Here is a 26,552-nt window from a genome sequence, read left to right as displayed (position 1 = left end):
AAGCCGCGGGGAATAATAGTTAAACTTTTACAGGTAAACTTTTAATATTAGGATCTTTAGAGTAGGCTTCCAGAATGTCGTTAACCAACTGATCAATAATCCCCTCTTTGTCTTCCTCTTCAATCAAGCCACCTTTCTCTTTCATCCCGGATAAACGAGTTTCTATTACCTTGGCTATGGAACCATTAGGAAACAACGCGGCTAAGAGACGTCTTGCTTCAGATGGGCCAAGATGTCTGTATAGATGATTTCGTACGGTCGCATCTTCAGCGGTTGTACTAAATGCCCATAATTCTACAGGGCCTAAGGTCAAAGTTAATAATTGAACGTTCACCCCTGTTTTAGTAGAAAATTGCGCCAGGAATGTTGCTCCCCCCTGCCGGGGACCATGTACTCTGGTTCGTAAGGCTACTTTTGCAGTCTCAGAAAGTCCGAAAATCGCTGTTGTTTTATCAATTGCTTGGGATGGGCCTGCATCCATAATGTAAATAGCAGTTGCAAAATCTATCATCACAGGATCAAAGTCATCTACTGATTGGGACAGCAACGCAATTTGCACTTTCCATTTACGCCCTTCTCGCATGTCGATAATGACTTGTTCACGGACTGCCATGGATTTGGAAGTACGATGGAATTCGTCATATACAATACGTTTATGATCTTCTCTAATCTGCATAATTCTTTCTTTATGATATTCTTTGTATTGTTCTGGAATACTGCTCAAGCTTTCATCAGTTAAATAATAATGTCTGGCCAGGACATAGCGAGCAAGCATATACATAACAGCGGTTTGTCTGTCCGCAGCATCACCACCACTCTTAGCTACTTCATCAAGATCCAGCGAAACTACTCTGGCATCACCAATATCAAAACTACTGACGCGCGACAATATAGGATATTCTCGAACCGCTGCGGAAATCATTCTTGAAAATGCATTGATCAATGACTCTCCGGTGGGTGCGGTCACTTTTTCATAAAGATCCTCAATAGAGGGAGTTCTACAAATTGAGGCCGCATCGGCCAACAGGGGCATAGCATATCTCTGTGCCAGCAATGCTTCATGGATAAACCCTGCAGAATAAAGAGAGTCAGTAACTTCCCACCAAGTAGACTTTGAATCACGAACAAAGCCTATTTCTTCCAAAATGCCATCAATAAACTCCTCTATTCCAGGAGCATAAGGAGTAGGATTAAACTCATCAGCCATACTTTTATACAGTTCATCTACCACCATACCGGCCAAATCAGGCATACCATCGTAAGGTTTTTCTGCACCTAATGGAGTAGTTAATAAAGTCATAAAATTAACTAGAAAGGATCGTTCCAGAGCAGTTGGATAACGACATCCTAATTGAGTGTCAAAAGGATTTATTGAATATTCAGGAGTCATTCTTAAGCGATGATATGCCACTAAATGGCGCTTGGAAGCAGGTAATGCTTCTTTTAATAGTGAAATTAAACCGCTACTGGATGGTCCTATATCAATAATTGCGATACGTGGTAAGCGTATTAATCCGCCTGATAAACATAAAGCCAGATTTATAGCGTTGGATAATACTGATTTACCAGAACCTGGGCGCGCATAGACCAAATCAATCCAGGTTGTTTGTTCTGTTGAACCAGGTTGAAATGGCCAAGGTTTACCATCCGGAGATCTAAAAAGTAACGCTCCTGTCTTCCATGGTGATGCTGGACGTGTAATAGGTAACATCGAAATAACTGAAGTCAGTGGTGCAACACTGGGTACTCCTGCACTGTTAAGCGTTGTAGCCAGCATCGTTGAAACAAAACCTGCAAATGGATCACCACAAATTTCAGACACATCGGTCGATCCCCAACCTTGAATTGCTTTAACTAATTCAGAACTCCTGCGTCTGAGTAAGGGTAGATTGCCTTCAGGAGCCCAAGTTGCAGCAACTACACGCAAACGAACTATCGCTTCATCGGTATTTAGCTGTAAATACTTTAATAAATTTACTGAATCACTTATTAAACGATTTTGTGCCGAACTAAAGCTCAAAATTGCCGCTAACAGCCCTTTGAGTTTTATCGTACTAAGCCCTTCACTTTCTATTAGAAAAGAAATTTTCCATGGTATATGGGAAGGGAGAATGCGTGAAAACAAATTAATAAAAGGTCTGACATCTTTGGGAAATAAATCAATGTAAGTTGAGGAATAAATCTTATCCCCGACTCTTACTGTACGCAAATCTATGGCTTCAGCATCTCTGGGTATCACCTGTTTTGCCAGTGACGGCCATAGCAAGTCAGAAGCATCCCCCTCAAAACTGTTTATCTCACGTACAGGCAACTTATCTCCAGGCAGGGTTGCCCTCCAATCATCCGCAGTATAATCAGGGTCTGCAGTCATCCGTATTGCATGAACTGCTTCATGAACATCCAGTAACCTGCCAAAAATACTCAATGAGTCTATATCATTAATAATGGCGCGCACATAAGCATCATGCGTATCTCGTAATTCAGGAACCGCTGCAAAAATTGTCTGACTGTTTTTAAATGGAGGGGCTTTGTTATCCTTCAACATCTTCAATTTAGCTTTATTAGCAGCCTTTAATTGATCGCTGGTTAAATTGAATGGTCGAGTAATTAATACAAAATACAAGCGCTCCTCCGCGCAATATTGTGACAAATAATTAACTCGCTCTTCAAACAAATCCCCCAATTTAAGTTCCAGACGTTCAGCTGATGCCTCTGCTGGGGAATAGATATCCTGAATCAGTTTTTTAATATTTTGTTTATCGTGACTGAAATACACTTGTAAGGCGTGTCCTGGCCTACCCATAGCAGCTTGAAATGAATTATTTAATCCCTCAACCAGATGATCGAATTCATCTGAGCCAGCAAGGGCAGTTATCCCCTCTATTTTTAATATCGATATTAAACTTCCATCATGGTTAACTAATACAGTAGGGCTATCGGCTGTTTCCAAATCAATATAAGACTCTGTCGTTTGTCGCAAAGACGTACTTAACCAGGCAAAGAAGGTATCTATACCTTCAAAAAACGATTCTGACCATTTTGCCATCCCATATCCTCAATCTGAATGATGTATCTTAATTTTATTCAATCTGCAATTTCTTCTAATGCACTGGCAGCCCATTTCTCGATTTGCTTGCGGAATTTAGCTCTTGAAGGCAACAAACGTATATTCTTGAACAGCTGCACTCGGGTTTCTTCTTTGTTAATACCTGCATCAATCATTAATTGACCAAATATTGCAGGGTCACTGGTTCCTTCTCCAAATTTCTCTTCAACTACTTGTGACCGAAATTTAAATGATCTGTAGATGTTTTGAGCACTTGATTTATAACCCGTATCATTAGTTATTGCACAAAATAATACATGACATAAACTATTCAATTCTGATTGAGTCATTTCGGGAAGATAGACTAATGTTCCTCCGCCATAACCACCAACGCCCACTGACTCGATAAAAAAACATTGAGCACAAAAACAACATGCTGTTGCTAAATTTGACAATCGATTATTTGTATAATCATTATCAAGATTAACTATTTCTTGAAATAAACGGGCTTGAAAACCACAAAATTGGCAGGTGTACCTATCCCTATGAAATATTTTCTGTTCATATGATCTAAATCGCTCATCAACCTTCCTGGATGAATACAGACGCCAGGAACCCGGTGTAGCATTTAATTTCAACTTACAATGTTCTTGATTTTCCGCCATATTCTTGGCTCACTCTAACCTGATTAATTGGGGCATTGTCTCATAATAAATCTATCTCAATAGACCCAACAACATCAAATCCATCTATTTACTATGATACTATTATATTTCTCATCAGTCAGTTTGAACCATAAAATAATGGTGATGGTAAAGCAAGAAAAACTCTACCATCACCATCAACATTAGCAACAAACAATAACTATTGAAAAACACTTCCTGTAGGACCTGCTGTTTTTCCTGCTTCACCAAACATAGTCGTACCGGTCACCCCTAAAATAGTGGGTAGGAATAATAAAGCTGCCGCTATGAAAACGAGCGCTATGGGTGTTCCAATAGGGACTTGAGTCGGATTGTCTTTGTGCTGTTTGAATTTCATAATGGCACCTATTGAAAACCCTAAACCCGCCAAGTACGAACCAGCTGTTACTAATTTGGCAACATTCGTAAATGAACCAGTCATTGCCGAGGCCATATTTCCTAAACTTTTACTCGCGGCCGCATCCTGGCTTACCAGAGCTATTAAGCTGATGCAAGCCACACTGATTAACCATGATTTATAATCAGATTTACTCATAAAGTTATTATTCACCATATCTCTCCTTAACTGATGCTGTTCCATTATTTACACAAAAAATAGCTCCAATCAGTACACTTAAATAGATTAAAAAACATTCAATATTTTTTAAAATCATAGCTAAAATCGTCAATTTTCCTTAATCAAACTGCGCAACAAAAAACATCTATTACAAAATAAAACTAACCTGACGTATAGGCAGATCCACTAGGACCTGCAGTTTTACCTGCCTCGCCAAACATAGTCATACCGGTTACTCCTAAAATAGTAGGTAGGAATAATAAGGCCGCCGCTATGAAAACCAAGGCTATTGGAGTACCAACAGGAACTTGGGTTGGATTGTCTTTGTGCTGTTTGAATTTCATAATGGCACCAATAGAAAATCCTAAACCAGCCAGATAGGAACCTGCAGTTATTAATTTAGCCACGTTGGTAAAAGAACTAGTAATAGAAGAGGCCATTTTTCCCACGGAGGGACTCGCTGCCGTTTCTTGACACACAATAGCAAGAAAGCCAATGCAAGCAACACAAATCAGCCAGAATTTATCCGATTGATTGAAGCTTTTATAGTTCACTGTACTCTCCTGATACTAATACATTAGTCCAATATTACCTATAATCCTGGATTTAAGTATCCAGCCCATAAAATATTTTTTATTGATGTGCCAATCGACATTTTATGAGCTAAATACCTTCTCCCATTAGAATCTGCAGCATTTGAGTCGATCCATCGACCTTTAAAGTGAAACTATTATTGGAAAACGCTTCCTGTAGGACCAGCTGTTTTCCCAGCTCCACCGAACATAGTTTGTCCTGTTACTCCTAAAATTGTTGGCAGGAACAATAAAGCTGCCGCTATAAAAACCAAAGCAATAGGAGTACCTATGGGTATTTGGGTTGGATTATCTTTGTGCTGCTTAAATTTCATAATAGCACCTATAGAGAATCCCAAACCTGCCAAATAAGAACCGGCTGTGATTAATTTAGCCAAGTTAGTAAATGACTTGGTAATTGAGGATGCCATTCCCCCCAATGTGAGGGCTCCAGCCGACGCGTCTTGACTCACCAACGCAATTAAACTAGCCGATGCTGCAAAAATGAGCCAGGATTTATAATCTTTGTTAATATTAATAGTGCCTTTCACTTATTTCTCCTACTTTAATTTCTTTTCACTACGTACCGTATAAAGTATTATTAATCATATTGAGAGTACCTACAATATTGATTGCTAATATTCCTCCAAAAACATGCATCAATCCTTTCCCTGTACCTCCGGGAGGTTGTCCTTGTGAAGCAGAACGAGCAATTAAGACCCAACCCCGGACAAATGCAATTAAACCAATAACACGAATTAACATCATTAAAGGCTTACCTACGACGCTACCTGAACCAAAAAGTGTATCCAGAGCCGCATTGCCACTATTCACTGGAGCATATTGAAGTATATTTTGATAACCAAAAGTTGTTTGCATCAGTATTGCAAAGCCAGTAGGAAAATATATCAACAAAGCACCCACCATTAAGTACACAATAGGCTCTTTAACGCTAGCACTATTGGACATCATGGTTCTAGCTTCCCCATAGACTTTCAAACTATAAATTGCTTTAAATATAAAAGCACAACCAATCAGATAAGCTCCGCCTGTAATCAGACGTTGTACAGGAGCTAAAGAATTACTTATATTTGTTAATAGATTCGCCTGACTAGCTATCCAACATGCGACTGTACCACCCGTACAAGTTCCAGCAGCCATAATTACCTCAACTATCTTCTTGACTAAATCTTATCACTTGCCCGGAACTAGTTAATACTCGACCTTGCATGGAGTCTATTAATTTAACTGTCCCATACCCTGCAATTTTCGTCCCTTCTCTTACTGTAAGTGTAGAACCATTTGAACCAATTAGCCATGCCCTACCGGGTATTACTGCCTGGATATAATAAACAATGCGTTGAACTCTTATATGTGGAGTTACTCGTTTAACAGGTTTGGGCTTATAACGAGACATTAGCATGTTGATTTCTGCTGATTGTTCAGCTACTTGAGTTGATAGATTTCCAATGACCTGGTTCAAATTAGCAATTTGCGCATTTAAATTATTTATATTGTTATTGACGGTTCCGACTTGCTGACCGACAGAACTTACTTCCGCTCTAACGGTTTGTTGCGATAATTCAATGGCAGATACTTTCTGTCTTAATTCAGTATCGCTTTTAGTTACGACAGGTTGTGGCTGTTGAATAGTTGGGACAGGTGTAGGAGTAATAGTGGTTTGGACGGGCTGAGGTGTTACCTGGGCTATAGGCGTAACTGTAGTTTGACTGGAATCAACATCAGTTTTTCCGGAATAAATCCAACCTACTATTTTGTAAATAACCATCGCCAAGACAAGTACACCAACAGCGATGAGTGCATTACGCTTAACATTCTTACTTTCAGAATAACGACCTTGAGTTGAAGATGTTGCGCTGTTTAAGCTGGATTCATCTTGCATGGATTCATTATCAAGAGCATCTAATTCTGCGAATTGATACTCATCATTATTTTGATCATTGTCTGCCATCATTATCTGCCATCAAATTAAATAGATTGAACGTCTTGTGTAAATAAAACACCGATTCCTGTGCCGGAATACACTTCAACTGTAGTTGGTGTATTAAACAATTGCTGTGCTTGTTGACTCCAGTTTTGACCGACTTGTGCTAACCCGATTACAGCATTTTCAAGAGCGGAACGACCAATACCATTTGAAACTGTAATATTATTGCCACCACCAGTTCCCCCAATTGTTACAGTAGTATTTGCTGATTGAAACGCATTACCAAAGCCTTGTAGAAAAGAGGAAGCAAATAAAGAGCCATATCGCATCAGGTAATGATGATCAGTACGGCTGGACAATGCTGTTCTGGCTGTATTTGGATCAATAGCAAATGCGGATATCGATATTGTTTTTGCGGCGCCTGGAATAGACATGGTATTAAAAGTAATAATCATTTTGTCTGCTGTAGACGGCAAATTGAAACTTCCAATTAACTTGGAGCCCTTCAATCTACCGGAAACTACAGTCGCTAAAATGGGGCCCGGTTCATCGCTATTAACGGAGGTATCCATTACAGCAAAAACGATATCCCCTGTTTTTATCATATTTCCTTTCTGAGTAGCATCTGTAACCGCTCCACTTTGATTATTCATCGTAGCAGAACTTACTCCCTGAACAGCAGCACCTGCCGCTACTGTCTCGGCATTACCTTCCGTATAAACCTGAGTTGATACTTGTTTCCATGCTTGGACCGATTGGTTAGCTGCAGATAACATATCAGCTGTTCTTTGCTGAATTTTTTGTTGATATTTTTGCTCGGCCATTTGGTCATTTTGTTTATTCAAAATTGCTTGTAATTTGTCATTATTTGCAGCCGCTAGTGAAGCGCCTGTAGGTTGGGTTCCACTTGGTAAACTGGGCACTCCACTAAGACTTGATCCATCTTGCTGCAGATTAGGACCTTGTAATCCAGCTACAGCAGAATCCTGTGGAGAGAATCCTGCATTAAGAAGTTGATTTGCAGTAAATCCAGCATCTTTTAGCTGCTGTGCACTATATCCAGCATCCTTCAAATCCTTGGCACTATATCCGGCAGCTTTTAACTCGCCCGCAGAAAAACCTGCGTCTTTAAGATCTTTGGCACTAAATCCTGCAGCCTTCAAGTCAGCAGCCGAAAAACCGGCATCCTTAAGATCTTTGGCATCAAATCCTGCAGCTTTTAAATCAGCAGCTGAAAAGCCGGCATCTTTCAAGTCTTTTGCACTAAAACCAGCCGCCTTGAGTTGCGCTGCGCTGAAGCCAGCCGCTTTTAATTCCGCTGCTGAAAAACCGGCATCCTTTAAATCTTTGGCGCTGAAGCCTGCCGCTTTTAACTCTGCGGCGCTAAATCCTGCATCATGTAATTCTTTTGCAGTAAAGCCGGCGTTTTTTAAATCATTCGCACTAAAGCCTGCTGCTTTTAATTCTGCGGCGGTAAAACCTGCATCTTTTAATTCTTTAGCACTATAACCTGCATCTTTTAAAGCTTGTGCAGAACAACCCAAGGTTTGTTTAATAGTTAAAGCGGACATACCAGCTGCCCGGGCTCTTTTTAATGAATCCACACTGCAATCAGTAACACGTCCAGCGGCAATTATTGCCGCTGGATTTAAACCTGCATTTTCTAATTGTTTAGGGGTAAAGCCCGCCGCCAGTAATTGTGCAGGTGTGAATCCTGCGTCCAATAATGATTGTGCATCAAATCCTGCATCTTTAAGGGCTTGAGCACTACAACCGTTTAAGTCCTTAATTCGTTTGGCTGAAACACCAGAAGCCATTAGTTTTCTTAGTTTATCAGGATCGCAACCTGCTGCTTTAATATCATCATCTGAAAGAGGAGTTGCAGCACTAATTTGCGGTTGAGTAAAGCCAGCATTAGCTAAATCTGCATCGCTAAAACCTGCTGCTTTCAAAGCTTGGGCACTACAGCCAGCGTATCGCCTGATAAGTGCCGCACTAACCCCTGCAGCTCTTTCTTTTTTTAATACATCAACATCACAACCAGCATTTTTTACATCAGCGGGAGTAATACCCGGTGGGAGCTCCATTTGAGCCGCTTTAATCTGTGCAGCTGTAAAGCCTGCTTTAGCCAGATCCGCAGGGCTAAAGCCTGCATTCAACAAATCTCTTGCACTATAACCTGCTGCTTTTAACTCTTCCGGGGTAAAACCTGCCTTTCTTAAATCTGCAGCACTAAAACCTGCATCCTTCAATTCCGCAGCCGTAAAGCCTGCTGCTTTTAATTGCTCTGCACTACACCCACTAATGCGTCTTATTGCTGAAGCACTTACTCCTGCATTACGAAGCTTGGTTAATGCTGCGGCACTACACCCTGCATTTCTAACATCTGCCGCAGTAATGCCATCTGGTAAACCACTTGCCTTTGCTATTTCAGCATCAGAAAATCCTGCACCTTTTAATTCACCATCAGAGAATCCACCATCTTTCATCTGCTGAGCGGTAAAACCTGCATTGCGTAGTTCGCATGCATCAAAGCCGCACTCTCTTAATCGACCTGCGGAATACCCGGCATCCTTTAACTGCCTGGCATTATAGCCAGCCGCTCTTAATTCCTTGCATTGACATATTTGGTCCAAATCCTGAAGTGTATAGCCATTATCCTTTAATTGAACGCAGGTGCAGCCTGCTTTTAAATCACTTAATTGAGCTCCCTGGCTTACAACCTGAGCAACTATACTTTTACTGCAACTCCCATCTTTTAAAGCTTGAATCCATAAACTGTTTTGACTACCTTCTTCTTCCTCACGCGCAAGGGCTGTAAATCCTATGCCACTCTGACCATCTTTAGAGCCAACAACACCTACTCCTTCCCCTAATGCCTGAGTTCTTATAATTGTAGGAATGGCACTACCGCCTGTGGTTTCTGCTTGTTTTGCCTGACTAATATTTTGCTGCTCTTGTAGTTTTGCATACTGAGCTGTGGGATCAAGCACCCCTGGAATGGACTGAATCCCGGTAGGGCCTTGAGGAAGCTGAGAGGTTCCCTCAGGGCCTTCAGAAACACTTCGCAGTTTTACATATCCAATTACTACCGCAACTATTAAAAGTATCATTGTAAAAATGATAATTACTCGCGTTCGAGTATTGGAAAACAGTGACTTTATATTTTCTTTTTTGCTTGCCATTGTTTATAAACCTTCTACCTTGAGTTGCATCACTTTACCATGCCAGGACACTAAGAGCACCGGCGACTTTTGCATTTCATACGCATGCGTTCCGTCTGCACTGGTCATACTGCCTAACCAGCCTGGTGATAATATAGTAAGACCGGTTCTCACGTACATTTTTTCACCAAAAAGCCAGGCACGAGCATCTCCACCACTCACTATCAAGCGTTGACTTCCTGGAGGTGGCACTCCATCTAAAACATGAAGAAGCAAATCATTCGCCGAGGGGGGGATTCCTTCTTCCAGAGGCATACTTTTAGCATTTGGACCATATCCTTGAACCCTTAAATCCACTCGATAGTCCACTGCTTTTTGTCCAGGTATTAAAGTTAACATGACTGGTGTATTCAAACCTCTTAACCGGACAGCCAAATTGCCATAATTATATAATTTCATCGCTTGAATCATTAATGTATTGCTGGTTTTATCCCATTGAATATTAAATGCCGCAGGATCACCTAAATCATATGCAGCAATGGGCCAGGGAGCACCTGTAGAATCAAGAAAAACCAAAGAAGAAACAAATCCTTGAGATAAACGAATCACTGGAGGTGTAGATCCAGGTGAGAGATTAACAAATTGCGACGTAGCGGTTGGCTTTGGTGGTGTGCCCGGGGTGGAAGCCTGAGCATATTCATTGGTTTGATAGATTTGTTTTAAACGTACAATTTGCTCAGGGGTTAGCGGGTATAAACTACGGATCATATCTTTAAATGATTTGTTATCAATAACTTCCGCATCATTTTGACTGACTACTTGCTCTTCGTTACCAGAAGAACCTTGATAATTGGAAGTATTTTGAGTGGGCTGTGCAGGTGCCGGAGATTTGCCAGGCCCAGTTGAACCTGCTCCAGCTGCATTTGCATCGTTGGGAGATTGTGAGTCTGGGCCTTGATTCTGAGAAAGACGTTGTTGCAGTAATCGTAATTGCTGTAATGCTTGTTGGGCATCATCTGCCTGATTTGCCGCATAGGCATTACCTGCTATTAAAGAAACCAATGCAAAAAACTGGCACCATTTAAATAAGTTACAACGCATCATCAGCTTACCCCACCACTGGCAGGTCCAACTACAAATTGTGATATACCTATTCCTCTAGGTGAATTTAAAGTTGAAACTCGAGTAATCAACATGGTAACCACATTATTCTGCTGAGTAAACTCACTGGCACTTTGATAAGTTACCAGAATAGGCATTTGCACCCGCCAGGAAAAATTACCATTTAAGACTCCTTTTTGGAGGATAATCGGAGCACGTGTTGCTACGGCTGAAACAATTAATTTCTTGGCCTTCACAGCATCGAGATTATTAGATTGTTGCAATGCACTAAGGAATTGATCCCAACCCTCTGGAGTGAAAAATCCGGATGAAGCCTGTAATTCATCTCTGTAATTAACAAAGTTATAGGTAAATGAAGCTATAGCTGCCTGATTAGCCCATTGCAACACAGCTGAATCAGATTGATTAGGCTGATCCAATGGAAATAACGGTGTAATGCGCCCATTAATGCTCGTCGCAAAATATTTGGGTGCTGGTGGATGAGTAATTATGTAAACCAACATCGAACCCAAAACCAGGTTAACCACAATAGCGATCAAAAGCGCGAATATAACCTTACGCTGACTATCTTTATAAAATTTATTTCGTAAGGCAACAACAGTTAAGGCATCTTCAGCCATAGTATCCTCTAATTATTGCGGAATAAACCTTTGTACATCATCCGTTGGTGGATCAGGAGGAAGCAATGCATTTGATGATGCATTAGGTGCCAACATGGGTTTAAGCTTAATTGGGGGTGTTATCCCACTAGTCGCATAATAATCTCTTTCAGGTTCATTTATATAGATATAAAACATCAATAGACCAATGATACTACTCAATGAAAGAGAAATCATAACCAAAAACAATCCGCGCCTATAAACATGGACATTGAAGTTTTTTTTATGTTTAATTAAAGCCCAGGTTTCACGACTCATTTCTTCCTCTATTATGCAACAGCATCTCTAAATGTAATTTCTATTCGAGCATTTGGTGACGTATCACCGCCCTGAGTAAAACTTACTATAGGTTTATCACTACCTAATCCTTGTGTAAAGACAAAACGGCTATCAATCCCTTGTGACCATAGATATTCACCAACCACCCTCGACCTTGCTAATGTTAATGCGCGTTCTCGATGTACTGATATATATTTATTACTGTAACTCGTTACATTTATTGCAACTTTACGAAATTGCTTAAGAAATATTACTATTTCATTTAACAAACCATAAGAAGCCCATTTTAAATGGGGCGTTTGATCTTCAAATAATGCACTGGCTGGAATACTTATTAGATAATCTTGTCCAATGGTGACTACTCTTATACCTCTTTTGTTGAATTTTTTTAGATATTTCATTACGGTGGCGTCACAAGCACCACGTACCTTGCACGGTAATTTAGGATATTCTTTTTCAGGGATGTACTCATTACCACGATGACAAGCACTGACCTGAAGTAAAGCAATTAAACCCAGAATACGGCTTATTGCGATTATGTAGTTAATAAGCACTGATCTCAACCGTCATCCCCATATACCAAAAATAGACTTTTTGCTTTATCGCTGTCTAACTATCTTTAATTGATTCAATAATAAAAACATACAAATCATTACGTTACAATGAATTTAACAAAATTGCTATTTTTTTAAAATAATTATTTATGGGGTGTGCTCAGAGTCTAACCACATTAATGGAGGGGTTGTAACTGACAGGTCTGACTACCCTATTGAATTTTAGAACAATTTTCTCAAATGTTTGATATTGCTCTAACAGTAGTTCAGAGGGGAAATAAATTGAAGCGCAACTAATATTCACATTACGTCAATTGCTCTTCGCTTTTTTTTATTGCTTTCTCACGTTCTGCTGCAATTTTTGCTGATAAACTTGTTACTATATCAGTCAACTCTTGAGGAGCGATTGCATCTCTTTCCTCCGGAGGATAGCTCGTTGCCATTTGGAAGTCTTTAATCAATTCATTTGCCACGGTTCCGGCATACTTATCTTTGGCTCCAGCTAATCGCTCGATCATCATCATCTGATTTCTAGTTTCATTAATTGGTAGCAGGGACTCAGCAAATGCTGCTTTGTCTGTAGCTAAAATTGGCGGAGAATTAGCAGTCATTCGGAGTGCACTGAATATAGTTAACGCACCTTCAACCTCTTCTTCAATTAAATCCTCAACAGGCTCAGGGGCATTATGCCCATGAAATGCGATTAAAGCAGCTACTCCCCGCTCAATAGGCTCTTCTATATTTGTTTCATGCAATACCTTGGTAATTAGAGTGATTTCTTCATTTTCCACCACTTTATTGATGCTTAAATCACCACTATCGAGTATCCTCTGGAATGAGGCCAATTGTTTTTGTAACTTCATTAGATAATCATCCGGAGGTGGCTCTACCTTCAAGAATTGATTAATTTTCAATTGTTTGACGGGCTTGGGATTTGCATAAAACATCCGAGCGCGGACAATTTTTGACTTGAAAAAGATATGAGCTTCGCCTTCCGTTTGCTCTTTTAAATCAAGAAGATCTACACGAGCTCTTTTTTCAAAAGAAGAGCTTTTGGTATCCATATAATTATTTGAAATACCCCCTTCTTTTGTTTGGAATGAATCCACCTTGGTCACATATGCTTCACCGGCCGTTTTCGTAAAGAAGTCCCATGTTTCAGTAGGGTCCTCCAATTTCATACAAATCTTGATGTTTGTATTGGCGCCAATAGAAGCAGCTTCCTCTTTTGATGCTTTTTGGAATGCCGGCAAATCTTGTCCGGCAAATATAGCGGAGAATCCTAGAGACCTTGCTTGAGCAGGAACAACAGCAAAGCCTTGAACTGCATAATATCCGTACTCATCAAGAATACACATATACGGTGTTGGTGCATTTGTTGGTTTTCTCAAAATTACGTCGCGGTAATCTCCTTCAACTTCCTCACCAAGACCTGCAGCCATCATCGCTTTTAATGAAGAAACAATAATCTTGCCCAGATTAGACAATTCATCAGGGGATTTTTCCAATGCCGGTAATAAAACCACTAAAATTCTTCTGTTCAATACGACATCTTTAAAATCTACTTCTGCTAAATTTGTACGAATAATATGGCCGTAAGTATCAGCAAGTGATGAGAAACTTCTTACAAGTTGCATCGTGATAAAACCGTGCTGTTCTAAAACTTGCGATACTTGCTTTCCTTTTTTCTCTTTGTTATATCCGGGTAAGGTATTAAGGTAATTCCTTAATGGGTCTGTTACCAGTTTAGGGACCTGCTCTATGTTGATACTTTCCATATCGTCACGTGGAAATACTTTATCAATAACGATTGATTCCAATCGCTGCAAATCAAAATAATTTCGAATGGAGTTTGCATCAAGAAGAATAGCTCCATCATCTCGCATATATACTAACAAGCGCATTAATGCTTCAACGAATGCAATGGCTCTGCCTTTCCACATATCTCCATCGCCGCCACCTTGAGAAGAACCCATCAAGCTTACAACGAGCTGCGTTAACATACTGGAAGAACCCTGGCAAAAAGGATTCAACGTATTCGATAATCTTTTTTCCTGAGGCCCAACTATATCTCGTGCACCAGTCATAAAATTGATTAACAATAAATCATCTTCACGCCCCATGCTTCTTACTAGAGAAAAGACTTTAGCATACAGCGAATTATCTCCTTTTCCATCCACATAAATAAACCCGCTTCCCTGAACCAATGCATTATAGGCCAGCGATACCAGTGCTTCTGTTTTACCACTACCGGTAGAACCAAAGATTAGCGCATGGGTACGCATATCATCATTTGCGAACCACAATTCTTCTCCACTCTTGCGATCATTACCAAAAAAAGCAATACCTCGAGCGATATTAGGTTTATTGATGCCAGGCTTTAAATCATTATAATCTTTAACCCGCGCAATTTGCGGAAGACGAAAAGGGAGTTTTTGCTTGCGAGTAAAACTGTACGCAAAAAACAAACAGCCGAGAATCATGAGTGTTGTAGCGGATTCAGAAAAGTAATAAGCAACGGCTGCCAGGGTAAACAGCATAATCGAAATATTAGTAGGATCAGCAAAAAAATCTGCCATCCTTTGAGTCATGCTTCTCGTATCCCTTAAAAGAAGGGTTGGATCTAATTCATGACGAGTATCAATACCGCGCATCATGGCTCTAACTCCTCCATCTGACGTGGTGTTAATTTAATCTCTTTAATAGCAACTTCTAAAGCCCTGATTGCTTCATCTATCATGGGCACCAAACATCGTCGTCCCATTTCTTTCTCCGCGCGCCAATGAGCAAAAGGTCCGCCAACTTCTGCATAAGGAGTTTGTCTCCCCATACAATTAAGCATATACCATAATCGCCTGTCTATGGGCTTTAACCATAAAAATTCCGAGCTGGGAACAACCCCGTCATTACGAGCAGCCACGAGTAAGGAGCCCATTACGGTTAGTACATAAGCATGTTTAGCCACTACTTCTTGCACCAACTCACTGTTTTGATATTTTTTCATTGTGGGTTTAGCTACGGAAAAATCAGGTTTGCCAGTCACAAAGGTTTGATCCAATACTTTTAAAATATTATTTGCCGCATCCCTGTCCCTGTTCATTCGCGCCATAAAGACAGAAGCCAATGCATAAGCCTGAGGTGACAAATGCTCAAACCCATCCCAATAGGGTCCTAATTGCATGGTAAAAACACGTTTTGCATCCCCACGCCTCACTCCAGCAGTCATCTCCTGGCCAGGTACGGGATTGTCCAGTAAGACATCATCTTTTTTTAACAGTTTATACTTACGAGCAAACTCCATGGGTGTTAAAGCCATAGCCCAAGGGCCTTTATTCACATCCTGGCTCACTAAATCCTCTTTAACAATAGGCATGATGGCAGGCCAGTTGAATTGCTCCTGGGCTCTTAAACTTTTCATGTCATGAGCTTTACGAAATTTTAGAGTTATATTAGATTTATAAAGAACTACAGCCAAAATGACCATGACAACCACCACAGGATAGCGCATGAAATCACCAACACTTCGAGTCACATCCACTAAATCATTCCATCCCACGGCTCTGGGATCTATGGTTTGCATCAAATTAATTTGATTGCTTAACACTTGGTTGTTTAGAAATAAATTAAGAAACTTGGCTTGCCAGATATTAATAAAAAAAACAAATTTCACGATATGTTGATGGCCAGTCACCCAAATAATATATCCAGTAAAGAATAACAGGATGATAATCCATACCGGAGCCATCCCATTATCTGAACCTTGTGCCTGCTGTTGCTGAGCCATCGTAAAAAACTTTTAATAAGATTAATTAATTCAAGTATATACTGCTCTGATGTCTTTTTGCGATATTTTCGCCAGGAATTCTTAAATAATAAAACATTTTGAGCAATTATTAAGATCCGAGTCACAAAGAAAAAATAGGATCAGTTTTTATTTAACCGTCCGCTGGCATAGCGATAAACACCGCTTGAATGCACAAAACGACTGATATTATCCAAATTCAACGATTTATCTTTTAAACTTAGCAGCACTTTACCTAATTTATCTACTGAGGCTTTATCCTGCGAGAGAGGCAGAATATCCAATTGATTGATATAGATGGCGACATAAGCTTCATTTTGTTTGTTTTCTTTAGTTTTCAATATTGCTTTTACGTCTTCTTCATCTGCATAAATGGGTCGGGAAATCATTTGTCTTGGCAAATTGGCAACGATTCGCTCCCAGGACTGCATATTACTTCCATCTGATGAATACAAGGAAATAAATACTTCTTGCTGACCGCTCCTTAAGGCAATTCGATTAGCCAAATGAGACTCAGCCTTTAATTGGGCTTTACTGCTGGCACCTAATTGCTTTAAGAAATCATCACGTATTTCAATTAAATTCTTACCAATTACCTTTAGAAAAGTTGACTTCTCCCATGGTCCTTGTTCTATAGCATCGTTTAATGCTTTTAAAATAGCCTCATTTTGTTCATCAGAGAGTTGATCTTTCATAACATTAATACTTTATAGTCATAGGGTACAGTACCCCAAATTAAGAAGGATATATAGAAAGTATAACAGTATTTATCAAAAGCGACGTCAGAAATTGGTTATATTTTATAAACCTTAGAGTGTCAATTTATGGTTTGTATTGTTTACTTCTTCTATCTTTAAGAGACATTCCTTTAAAACCTCACGAGCTTCCTGTTTAGGATCGGTAGATTCAGATTTTAGAATTTCAAGTTGTGCCTTCATCGAATCAGATTTTTCAGTTGCGTCATATCTAGTACCAGATTTTTGAACAGTTACTATACTGTTTACTAAACTCTTTACGCGATCATGTATTTGATGAGCAAACTCTGAATTAACACCTGGGTGATTCAGGGTAGACTGGCCTGCGGGCTTTAGAAAACCATATCTATTTGAAGCACTATCATCACCAGATCTTGACATATTTACAACTCCAAAACATTGTTATTTTATTTTAACAAGTGTAACAAATTAAATCACCAGTTGATTAAACTTTTGCATATCTTTCGATTTCTTTACAATAAACTTAAAAAGTACCTAGTCATACATTAATTCATCCAGGGGAGTATAATCTTTACTGGGACCACCCTGAATTAATTCATTCAAAACATCAGTCATACACAATAAGCGCAAAACATTTGGAGTTACCTCATCAAATACAACTCGTATACCTAATAATGCCCCCTCAGCTTCATCGAATGTTGCCCCTAATCCATAACCCAGGCACAAGGAACACAATTGATCGGCTCGTTTCGCTATAGCAGGCAACAATCCTGTATCTACGAAAACCTCTTCAAAACTAACAAATCTATCATTGAGATAAAATTTGGCATTCATATTGTTTGCAATTGTTATCATGCATTTACTTATATCTCGTTCCATTTATCTCCACCACGGTTGCGAAGACTTGACAGATCCTGCTAAAAAACTTCTGATCCAACGTAAAAAGACAGGCACCGTAAAGCCATAATGCTCAATAATGCCAAAAAATATAGCTGACACTATAACCAACACTCCAGTCCATATTCTTATGTGCATTAAAAATAAAAAAATCGGAAAAGCAGCTCGAGCATCAACGATAAAAAAGCGAGCACTTCGAGCCGAATCACGCCAATGCGCTGTCGAGGCAAATTCTCCAGCCATATCCAAACCTTTAGCAAAAAATGTTCATAAAAAAAGTATATACCTAAAAACCACCTTTAGCACCTGAGATTCTTGAATACTTTTAACAAAAATTAGAGTTGTATCCGATTCAGGGCCGAACATTAATCCATCGGAGAATGTTTTTTTGAAGCAGAAGGTCCAAGAATTTTTGTAAGAAGATTTCCCATTTCCATAGAAGGAGTTAATTGAGGTTTAGTAAACTCTCTTGGCAAGTGCTCCTTTGTCTCAGTCTCAGTCTCAGTCTCAGTCTCAGGGGTGATCGTGTCAACTTTATCAGTCATTTTAGAGTTACTGTTTCCATCCATTCTTGGTAACATTTTCGAGTAACTACTATGAATAGTCATCTGAACCCCTTACGAAACTTCTATATAATCACGATAACATACCCAACTTAAGGAATTATTAAGAATAAACAATTTATTTATTTATCAGGGCGATTTCACCAAGCATAAAATCCAATCACTTTTTAGTATATTGAACAGAAAGTAAGGCTTTCATTCTGAATAAAGCAATGGGTACCTAAGCCTGTCTTAGCTTGATATCTGGCTCCTTAGATAGGACTAAATCTCGTAAAATCGGTAGTAAATCATCTATTTTTTTATCATATGGAGTTGTTTGCAGGGACTTTTGCCAAAGCCCTTGTGGCCATAAATCATCATGTTTAAATCGCGCAACCACATGCACATGCAATTGCGGAACCACATTACCTAGTGCCCCTATATTTAGCTTATCTGGTTTAAAATAGGTATTCACCAAAAGAGACAAATGACTGATTTCTTCTATCAACCTATGTCTGTCTGGTTTATCCAGCTGATATAGTTCCTGAATGTTCTCCTTTCTGGGAACCAGTATAAACCAAGGATAACAGCCCTCATTCTTTAGCAAAACTCGGGACAAAGGCCAATCACCAAGAGAAAAACACGTGGATTGAATTCGTTCATCAATACAAAACAAAACAGACCCCAAAATAATATATTACAGTGGTGTAACAAAATTAACTTTTATTAAATTTAAATTCGTCAATCAATTGTAGTGAACAAGTCATACTCATCATTCTCAGTTTACTGTAAATGTAACCGTTGAATTGATATTTAAGTTCCTATTGGATAAATTTTAATAAACCTATTGAGTAATGAACCTATTTTGCGTTATGTTGAATATCCTATTATAAAATAGGAATTAACAATTGTCATTTAAGGACGAATGCAATTGATCTGCTGGTAGTAGATACCAGTCGACGATTGATAAGCTTTAGCAAAAGGAGGAGTCATGGCTACAGGCGAAGTCAAATGGTTTAACAACGCCAAAGGTTGGGGGTTTATCATTCCAGAGGGTGGTGGTGAAGATATTTTTGTTCACTTCTCATCCATTCACGGCACTGGGTACAAAACACTAACTCCAGGGCAAGCGGTCACTTATGATGTGGAAAATGGCGAAAGAGGACTTCATGCCTCTAACGTAGTTTCTCTTACCGAGGTCGCCGAAGCGGAAACGGCTTAATCAAAATATGGTAATACGCTATTATACGCAGCATCCCAATAAATAATTGTGCTGCTGCGCATGCTTTCTTCAGATATAATGGTATTTTTAATTTATCGGCCTTATTGATGAAACGCGGTTTATTACTCATTAACCTTGGCACTCCTAATAGCACGGATGTGTCTGATGTACGCCTTTTTTTGCGCGAATTCCTTAGCGACAAACGAGTTATCGATATCCCGGCCCTCATGCGCTACTTATTGGTTTATACCTTGATTGTACCCTTTAGATCAAAAAAATCGGCTCATGCATATAAGGCGATATGGACTGAGGAAGGCTCTCCCTTATTAGTCCATAGTAAAAATTTGGTGAGGCATCTTCAAGAGGCTATTGGTGCAGAATATAAAATTGTCTTGGGCATGCGTTATGGGAATCCCTCTTTAGCCAGTGCTATTCATGATTTAAAAGATTGTGAATCCATTACTATTCTTCCTCTATATCCACAATATTCTTCAGCAGCTACTGGCTCCTCAATAGACGAAGTAATGCGGATAATAGCTGCTCAAGAGGTTATTCCTTCTCTTCATATCATTAGAGATTTCTACCACTTTCCAGCTTATATCTCCTCACAAGCACAAATTATAAAAACGCATCTTAATGAACACGATCATCTTTTATTTAGTTATCATGGAATACCAGAGCGCCAAATCCAAAAAGCAGGATGTGAGAAGGTATGCTCATCAATATGCCCACCAATATCTGAGCATAATCAAGGCTGCTATAAAGCACAATGCCACCAAACCTCCTTATTATTGGCGACCGAATTAAAATTGAGTTCTAACCAATACAGTACTTCATTTCAATCCAGACTTGGTAAAACACCGTGGATAAAGCCCTACACCGAAGAAGTGCTTACTGAACTGGCCACAAAGGGAATTAAGAGACTGATCATTTCATGTCCATCCTTTGTTGCCGACTGTCTAGAAACCCTGGAAGAAATCGGAATACGCGCCAGAGAGCAATGGGAAAAGCTTGGTGGGGAACAACTCACCATGATTCCTTGTTTAAATGCTCACCCATTGTGGGTAAAAGCAATTACAACCATTATTAAAGAATGATCGGAACGCAATTATTGTGAGCTAGAGAGCATTTAGCCCGATTGATTGGCTCTTTGGCGAGTCAGTCATCAAGTATAAAAGGCATTATTTATCTCCCAAGGTGCGCTCTAGTTGCTATTCAGACACTATGGTTTGCTGTTTTTATTTGCTGTACTATGAATCTTTTTGTTTTTTATCACTTTTAATCCTATGGAGGCCATGTTGAAACGGATCTTTTTTTTAATGATTTTTATGGTATCGCAAGCAACGAGTTCGGTGTTCAATCATAAAGACGTGACTCTTTTAAAACAACAATTTTTTGCCAATGTTCTCTCTAATGGAGCCATAGTCGCCTCTCCTTCAAAACAAAATCCTAATTATTATTATGACTGGATACGTGATTCAGCCATAGCGATGAGATTAGTAGAAGCCTGGTATGAATCCACCCAATCAATTCACTATAAAAATAGTTTGTCTCATTATGTCTCCTGGACAGAACAGATCCAACATCAAAATAATCCTCTTCCAGGACAGGATATTTTGGGGGAACCTAAGTTTTATGTCGATGGATATCCATTTGATGGAGCATGGGGCAGACCTCAAAATGATGGGCCAGCTCTGCGTGCTTCGGTGTTAATTCGCTTTGCTCATCAACTATTAGACCATCATGAGGATGATTACGTTCACAACCATCTTTATAACGGTGATATGAACCCCAACACTATGGGTGCCATAAAAATGGATTTGGAATATACAGCACACCATTGGCAAGATGAAAATTACGATCTTTGGGAAGAAGTATTTGGCCATCACTTTTTTACCGCGATGGCCCAAGCGAAGGCATTAACTGAGGGGGCAATTCTTGCACGTCGTCTTAATGATCATAAAGCCGCTGTTTTTTATATAACTCAAGCGGACTTGATTAATAACCGATTAAAACAGCATATTGATCCCATTCATAATTTGATCCAAGCAACTTTACCCCCTCATGCGGGTCCACAAAAAACATTGGAGCTTGACTCATCAGTCATCTTGGGAATATTGATTAATCAACAAGCCGATGGCCTCTTTTCACCTCAAAATATCTTGGTTAAAAATACAGTGAACGCCTTACATCAACAGTTCAATTTAATGTTTCCTATTAATAAAAATAACCCCGGTGCAATCTTGTTTGGTCGTTATCCAGGGGATACCTATGATGGATATCGCAATGATGGTTTGGGTAATCCCTGGTTTATCTTAACTGCAACTATGGCTGAATATTATTTCACAGTAGCTGAAAAATTAGCCTTAACTACAGAAAATAAGCCTCTTATAATGAAATACCTGTACTTGGGTGATAATTATCTGAAACTCATTAAAAAATATGCTCCTAAAATGCATTTAAGCGAGCAGATTAATTTAAACACAGGCATCCAGCAGGGTGCAGCATCACTAACATGGAGTTATGTATCTTTGTTGCAAGCAATAGATATAAGAGAGAAGCTGGAAAAGAAATTGGGTTACCAAGAACAGCATCAAGGCAGGGGTACACGGAAAAATTAAGCTAAGATGGATATGCAAAATACGGCAGACATCAGCCATAAGAAAGCGGCTAACTGCCGTTGCCAATATGTCGAAGCAATTCAAGTACGATTTTTAACAAAAAACCAGACTGGATTGCTGCGGCCCGCTCGTAATATTAGAACACGATGGAATTTTCATGTTTCTCTCGTATTGCAGCTCGCTCCACCCAGGTTTGTAATAATTGATGCGTTCAGTAGAAGCCCTAATTTTATTAGTTAATTGAAGGCACTAATGATGAATCCGGTTTAACACTACCGGTCACCATACTCTCTCGCTCACGACCTAAAAACCTCAATGGTTTACCGGACATCACATAATTTTCAATCTGCTCCAAACTAATATTTTTTGTCTCTGGCATATAAAAATAAGTGTAAATTAAACCTACAAAGCAGATTGCAGCATATAAGGCAAAAGTATACTCGATTCCCATCGAACTCTGTAATAAAGGAAAGCTAAAGATTACTACTGTATTGAAAGTCCAATTACTCATGGAGGATAAACCCATTCCTGCTCCACGAACATGGAGCGGGAAAATTTCTGCCATTGAAATATGAGGAATAGGACTGATATGGGTCCGCATGTCTGGAACAAAATTAAGGAAAAATAAGAGCTATTCATCCATCATTTATAGTTAAAAATTCACTCAAATTAACCTATTTAAACCTACTCAATACCGTATGAATAGTGATTGCTACTACGAATTGTCTTAGGTCATTTTACCACAACTCTATCAGAATGACTTATCCACAAGTCCACAGGTCAGGAGAGCTTCACTTTCTCGTATAGGCCTGTGGGCCTTGTGGGTAAGTCATGACGCTCTCATTTAGGGTTTATGGTCTTTTCCGGCCATAATACACCTCTGCGGGCGTTAAATAATTAAAGGACTGGTGAAGCCTTCGGTTATTATAATACTCAAAATACTCCGTTAAGGCCAGCTCAACCTCTTCAATTGTATCAAAATCATACCGGTAGATTTTTTCTTGCTTAACACTACGCCACAATCGCTCGATAAATATATTATCTAAATAACGTCCTCGCCCATCCATGCTGATAGAAATGTGGTGAGATTTTAGCGTATTTATCCAATCTTTTGAGGTAAATTGAGAACCCTGATCCGTGTTAAAGATCTCACAACGCGAATGCAGCAAAGCGTTTCTAAGCGCCTCAATACAAAATTCAGCCTCCATAGTAGGTGAAATAGCCCATCCAATCACATAACGACTATACCAGTCCATAATAGCTACTAAATACACATGCTTTCCTTTCATGCGGATGTAGGTGATATCTGCGGCCCAAACCTGATTTGGTTTGGTGATATCCACCTCTTTTAATAAATAAGGGAACACCTCATGCTCCTTATTGGGAACGCTTGTATTTGGCTTTGGGTAAACAGTCGATAACCCCATCATTTCCATCAACTTTTTTACTCGACGTTTACCAACAGGATAGCCTACTTCTTTTGACAGCCATCTTGCCCGCTTAATTTTACCTTCACATGGATACTGCAGATAGTGCTCATCAAGTAGCGCCATAAGCGCTTCATCTTCGACAGAAATGGGCTTGGCACTATAATAATAACTTGAAACAGGCAAGTCTAATAGCAAGCATTGTTCACGAATGGTGAGCTCGGCAAGAGGATCAATCATGACGCGCTTTTCATCCAGACTAAAGTTCATGCTTTTTTTTTAGCCAAGATAGCTGCGCTTGAAGTCGACCAATTTCTTGATATAATGCCTCAACAAGCTGCTCTTGGGACTTGGCTTCTTTTTCATTAGCCCCAGAGAATAAATCGTTAATGGCTTTGATGGCCGATTGCTTCCAAGTTTTTACCTGCGTTGCGTGAACACCGTATTCACTGGTAATTTGCGCTTGTGTGAGTTTCCCCTCAATCGCAGCTAGCGTTATTTTTGCCTTCTTGGCCGCCGTATAATAAGCTCGCTTTTTAGACATTTTATTCTCCTCTTTGTATTAAGAAGAATAGCTCTTAAAAAACCTTTTTTTGTGTCCAGAAAACCGCGCCTATATTAGACCGACACTTATTGCAAAGGAGAATATATATACGGTTAAGCAAATTACCGATAAAATGGGTAGCCACGGCACATGATTTAATGAGAATAAACACAAAGCGAATAAGCTTAAACAAGTCCCGGAAAAGCCCAAAAGTAATAATTTACGACGACCTACTTTATCAACACACAAAATGGCAATCACAGTCACCAATAAATTAACCAGACCAATTCCCATTGTTGCCAATATTTGGCCCGTAGTGCTATCTAATCCTAAATTTTTAAAAATTTCAGGAGCAAAATATATAATCACATTTCAGGGCTATGCAGTTTACTAACCTAACCACTACATATAGTGTTTAGCGATTTTGCTGGCACTGGATCAATTTCAAGCGCCTGCTGTATTAATCGCAAAAAAAGCTTACCTCTTGATGTGGATGTCCTTCGATTAAATCGAAACGTAAATTCATCAAGGTAGTAGGGTAAATTCTTGTGGTTAATAGCACCATGGTGTGTGCCAACCAACCAGCGTTTAAGTAACGACGCAACACGATGAGCAATCTGAATTGCATCGGTCTCTTTCACGTTATTATTACTAATCGACAAATGTGTATACCCGTTACTGCTCAAACCACTGTATCCACTCCAGCCATCTGTTCGGATTGTACTGCCTAGTGAAACCATTTTCTGAATAGTGTCGGTCAATACGCCACCGGATGCATCACTGATAGTAGAAAGCCTAATGCGTCCAATGCCACCGCCTGTGTCTTCTGCTGCTATCAACACTAATGTTTTACCGCCCGCACCACGACCCCGTGTGCCTGCGTGCTCGCCACCAATCATGGTTTCATTTACTTCAACAATACCACTCAACTTATCACGACCAGGCCGCACCATAGCTCTACGAAGTTTATGTAACCACTCCCAAGCCGTGTGATAACTACCCAGTCCAAGTGCCTTCTGCAGCCCAAGTGCACTAACGCCGTTTTTTTGGCTCACTACATACCAGATGGCTTGAAACCATAGCCGAAGAGGTTTGTGTGTATCTTGAAAAAGCGTTCCAGAAATGACTGATCCGGCATACCGACACGTTTGGCAACGGTATAACCCGCTGCTCATTTTACAAACATCCTTTCCATCGCAACGCATGCACACATAGCCATCAGGCCAACGAATAAGGCTTAAATATTCTAAACAAGCTTCTTCAGTTGGAAAAAGATCCATCAGTTCAACCACATTTTTGGGGTAGATATTCATGTGGCCGAATACTATATATAGTGGTTGGGTTAGTCAACTGCATAGCCCTGTCACATTTATCCCGCTTAATTGTTGTAGGCAAAACAATGCCATTCCAAGCATCAGTACTGGCAATAAGGGTTTTTTGAATAACAAGAGCCAACTACCTTTCTTAGGTTCATTAGCCAAGGTCATTTCAATATCCTGCAATTCATGTTCCACCGACTGACTCTTACGTAATTTTTTTAACGATTTAACTGCCTCATCATGTCGCCCGATGCTGCATAACCATCTTGGTGATTCAGGCATTAATAAAATGCCAATACTTAAAATCAACGCAGGCAATGCGCTCGAAGCAAACATAGTCCGCCAGGCATGATGCTCAATAAGAAGATAGTTCATTGAATAAGAGCAAACGATACCTATAGTCATTGCCAATTGATAAATAGCAACTACAGCTCCTCGAGCTTCGATAGTTGCTGTTTCAGCTAAGTACAAGGGAGTTAGCACCGAGGCCATCCCAATAGCAAGACCAAGAATTAGCCTTGATGCGATCAATATTAGTATTGAGTCAGCAAAACCGGCACCTAATGCCCCAAAGAAAAATAGAAAGCCTGCAAAGGACAATAATGATCTTCGGCCAAAACGTTTAACACCGTGTGAGGCCATAAATGCCCCAATCAGCATAGAGCCAAATAAAGCACCGAAAGGTAAAGCAGATGCCATAACTCCAATATGGGTTGCCGTCAGATCGAAATGATTTTTAACCAGATCTAATGAGCCTGCAATAATGCCTTCATCGTAACCAAATAAAAACCCTGCGACAGACCCAATTATCGCTACTATCCATGCCATGGCTCACTCCTTGATTAGAATCGCTCTACT

General features: G+C 39.7%; 26 protein-coding genes and 3 pseudogenes. 3 read left to right on the top strand and 26 right to left on the bottom strand.

Annotation, left to right across the window (positions count from 1 at the left end; genetic code table 11):
• Positions 1–19 precede the first annotated feature (19 nt).
• From HRS36_RS02515 to HRS36_RS02420, 20 genes are all read right to left on the bottom strand, one after another.
• Positions 20–3,046, bottom strand: coding sequence for a type IV secretion protein IcmB (locus HRS36_RS02515; protein ID WP_173236107.1), 3,027 nt, complete (start codon positions 3,044–3,046; stop codon positions 20–22).
• A gap of 38 nt (positions 3,047–3,084) precedes the next feature.
• Entirely contained in the window at positions 3,085–3,711 is a 627-nt protein-coding gene (icmJ, locus tag HRS36_RS02510; protein ID WP_173236106.1) for a type IVB secretion system protein IcmJDotN, read from the bottom strand.
• 199 nt (positions 3,712–3,910) lie between these two features.
• Positions 3,911–4,303 carry a type IV secretion protein IcmD gene (locus tag HRS36_RS02505; RefSeq protein WP_420814313.1) on the bottom strand — a complete coding sequence of 131 codons (393 nt, stop codon included), beginning with the start codon at positions 4,301–4,303 and terminating at the stop codon, positions 3,911–3,913.
• Positions 4,304–4,467: 164 nt separating this feature from the next.
• Positions 4,468–4,860: a type IV secretion protein IcmD gene (locus tag HRS36_RS02500; RefSeq protein ID WP_173236105.1), complete on the bottom strand. Its 393-nt coding sequence runs from the start codon at positions 4,858–4,860 to the stop codon at positions 4,468–4,470.
• A 176-nt stretch (positions 4,861–5,036) separates the two neighbouring features.
• Entirely contained in the window at positions 5,037–5,417 is a 381-nt protein-coding gene (locus tag HRS36_RS02495; RefSeq protein WP_173238421.1) for a type IV secretion protein IcmD, read from the bottom strand.
• Positions 5,418–5,457: 40 nt separating this feature from the next.
• On the bottom strand, positions 5,458–6,039 hold the full coding sequence (locus HRS36_RS02490; RefSeq protein ID WP_173236104.1) for a type IV secretion protein IcmC: 582 nt from the start codon (positions 6,037–6,039) through the stop codon (positions 5,458–5,460).
• Between the two features lie 7 nt (positions 6,040–6,046).
• On the bottom strand, positions 6,047–6,853 hold the full coding sequence (gene icmG, locus HRS36_RS02485) for a type IVB secretion system protein IcmG/DotF (RefSeq protein WP_173236103.1): 807 nt from the start codon (positions 6,851–6,853) through the stop codon (positions 6,047–6,049).
• A 14-nt stretch (positions 6,854–6,867) separates the two neighbouring features.
• Positions 6,868–10,011 carry a type IVB secretion system protein DotG/IcmE gene (gene dotG / locus HRS36_RS02480; RefSeq protein WP_173236102.1) on the bottom strand — a complete coding sequence of 1,048 codons (3,144 nt, stop codon included), beginning with the start codon at positions 10,009–10,011 and terminating at the stop codon, positions 6,868–6,870.
• Positions 10,012–10,014: 3 nt separating this feature from the next.
• Positions 10,015–11,094 (bottom strand): DotH/IcmK family type IV secretion protein, encoded by a 1,080-nt coding sequence (locus tag HRS36_RS02475; RefSeq protein WP_173236101.1) that lies wholly within the window; start codon positions 11,092–11,094, stop codon positions 10,015–10,017.
• Positions 11,094–11,732, bottom strand: coding sequence for a type IVB secretion system apparatus protein IcmL/DotI (locus HRS36_RS02470; RefSeq protein ID WP_173236100.1), 639 nt, complete (start codon positions 11,730–11,732; stop codon positions 11,094–11,096). Before HRS36_RS02470 ends, HRS36_RS02475 begins: the two co-directional genes overlap by 1 nt.
• Before the next feature lie 12 nt (positions 11,733–11,744).
• A complete protein-coding gene (icmM, locus tag HRS36_RS02465; protein ID WP_173236099.1) occupies positions 11,745–12,029 on the bottom strand; it encodes a type IVB secretion system protein IcmM/DotJ in 285 nt (94 codons plus the stop codon).
• An 11-nt stretch (positions 12,030–12,040) separates the two neighbouring features.
• The gene (icmN, locus tag HRS36_RS02460; RefSeq protein ID WP_173236098.1) at positions 12,041–12,613 is read right to left on the bottom strand and encodes a type IVB secretion system protein IcmN/DotK; all 573 of its coding nucleotides are present in this window, start codon (positions 12,611–12,613) and stop codon (positions 12,041–12,043) included.
• A 296-nt stretch (positions 12,614–12,909) separates the two neighbouring features.
• Complete coding sequence (locus HRS36_RS02455) at positions 12,910–15,261, bottom strand: TraM recognition domain-containing protein (RefSeq protein WP_173236097.1); 2,352 nt, start codon at positions 15,259–15,261, stop codon at positions 12,910–12,912.
• The gene (gene icmP / locus HRS36_RS02450; protein WP_173236096.1) at positions 15,258–16,388 is read right to left on the bottom strand and encodes a type IVB secretion system coupling complex protein DotM/IcmP; all 1,131 of its coding nucleotides are present in this window, start codon (positions 16,386–16,388) and stop codon (positions 15,258–15,260) included. Before icmP ends, HRS36_RS02455 begins: the two co-directional genes overlap by 4 nt.
• A gap of 140 nt (positions 16,389–16,528) precedes the next feature.
• Entirely contained in the window at positions 16,529–17,101 is a 573-nt protein-coding gene (gene icmQ / locus HRS36_RS02445; RefSeq protein WP_173236095.1) for a Dot/Icm secretion system protein IcmQ, read from the bottom strand.
• A 114-nt stretch (positions 17,102–17,215) separates the two neighbouring features.
• A complete protein-coding gene (locus HRS36_RS02440; protein ID WP_173236094.1) occupies positions 17,216–17,542 on the bottom strand; it encodes a hypothetical protein in 327 nt (108 codons plus the stop codon).
• Positions 17,543–17,656: 114 nt separating this feature from the next.
• Complete coding sequence (locus HRS36_RS02435) at positions 17,657–18,001, bottom strand: type IV secretion IcmS family protein (protein ID WP_173236093.1); 345 nt, start codon at positions 17,999–18,001, stop codon at positions 17,657–17,659.
• Positions 18,002–18,262 carry an IcmT/TraK family protein gene (icmT, locus tag HRS36_RS02430; protein WP_173236092.1) on the bottom strand — a complete coding sequence of 87 codons (261 nt, stop codon included), beginning with the start codon at positions 18,260–18,262 and terminating at the stop codon, positions 18,002–18,004.
• A gap of 122 nt (positions 18,263–18,384) precedes the next feature.
• Positions 18,385–18,627 carry a hypothetical protein gene (locus tag HRS36_RS02425; RefSeq protein ID WP_173236091.1) on the bottom strand — a complete coding sequence of 81 codons (243 nt, stop codon included), beginning with the start codon at positions 18,625–18,627 and terminating at the stop codon, positions 18,385–18,387.
• A gap of 175 nt (positions 18,628–18,802) precedes the next feature.
• Positions 18,803–19,237, bottom strand: a complete 435-nt coding sequence (locus HRS36_RS02420) for an HIT domain-containing protein (RefSeq protein WP_173236090.1) — start codon at positions 19,235–19,237, stop codon at positions 18,803–18,805.
• A gap of 315 nt (positions 19,238–19,552) precedes the next feature.
• Between HRS36_RS02420 and HRS36_RS02415 the strand changes: the two genes are divergently transcribed.
• The 3 genes from HRS36_RS02415 to HRS36_RS02405 all read left to right on the top strand — a co-directional run bounded on the left by HRS36_RS02415 (position 19,553) and on the right by HRS36_RS02405 (position 22,404).
• Complete coding sequence (locus HRS36_RS02415) at positions 19,553–19,783, top strand: cold-shock protein (RefSeq protein ID WP_173236089.1); 231 nt, start codon at positions 19,553–19,555, stop codon at positions 19,781–19,783.
• A gap of 107 nt (positions 19,784–19,890) precedes the next feature.
• Positions 19,891–20,880 carry a ferrochelatase gene (gene hemH, locus HRS36_RS02410; protein WP_173238420.1) on the top strand — a complete coding sequence of 330 codons (990 nt, stop codon included), beginning with the start codon at positions 19,891–19,893 and terminating at the stop codon, positions 20,878–20,880.
• Between the two features lie 222 nt (positions 20,881–21,102).
• Positions 21,103–22,404: a glycoside hydrolase family 15 protein gene (locus HRS36_RS02405; RefSeq protein ID WP_173238419.1), complete on the top strand. Its 1,302-nt coding sequence runs from the start codon at positions 21,103–21,105 to the stop codon at positions 22,402–22,404.
• A gap of 232 nt (positions 22,405–22,636) precedes the next feature.
• Here HRS36_RS02405 and HRS36_RS02400 read toward each other — a convergent pair.
• The 6 genes and pseudogenes from HRS36_RS02400 to HRS36_RS02375 form a co-directional block, all read right to left on the bottom strand.
• Positions 22,637–22,993 (bottom strand): annotated as a pseudogene (locus tag HRS36_RS02400) (MFS transporter); the annotation flags it as partial.
• Between the two features lie 262 nt (positions 22,994–23,255).
• Positions 23,256–24,101 carry an IS3 family transposase gene (locus HRS36_RS02395; protein WP_173235473.1) on the bottom strand — a complete coding sequence of 282 codons (846 nt, stop codon included), beginning with the start codon at positions 24,099–24,101 and terminating at the stop codon, positions 23,256–23,258.
• Positions 24,091–24,375, bottom strand: a complete 285-nt coding sequence (locus HRS36_RS02390; protein ID WP_173235475.1) for a transposase — start codon at positions 24,373–24,375, stop codon at positions 24,091–24,093. Before HRS36_RS02390 ends, HRS36_RS02395 begins: the two co-directional genes overlap by 11 nt.
• Before the next feature lie 72 nt (positions 24,376–24,447).
• Positions 24,448–24,747 (bottom strand): annotated as a pseudogene (locus HRS36_RS02385) (MFS transporter); the annotation flags it as partial.
• A 23-nt stretch (positions 24,748–24,770) separates the two neighbouring features.
• Positions 24,771–25,688, bottom strand: a complete 918-nt coding sequence (locus HRS36_RS02380; RefSeq protein ID WP_173235413.1) for an IS1595 family transposase — start codon at positions 25,686–25,688, stop codon at positions 24,771–24,773.
• Positions 25,689–25,739: 51 nt separating this feature from the next.
• Positions 25,740–26,522: pseudogene (locus HRS36_RS02375) on the bottom strand (MFS transporter); the annotation flags it as partial.
• Positions 26,523–26,552: the final 30 nt, after the last annotated feature.

This window comes from Legionella antarctica (genome assembly GCF_011764505.1).
GTDB lineage: Bacteria > Pseudomonadota > Gammaproteobacteria > Legionellales > Legionellaceae > Legionella > Legionella antarctica.
Note: the sequence above shows the minus strand (reverse complement) of the source record. Positions and strands in the feature narration are given on the sequence as shown.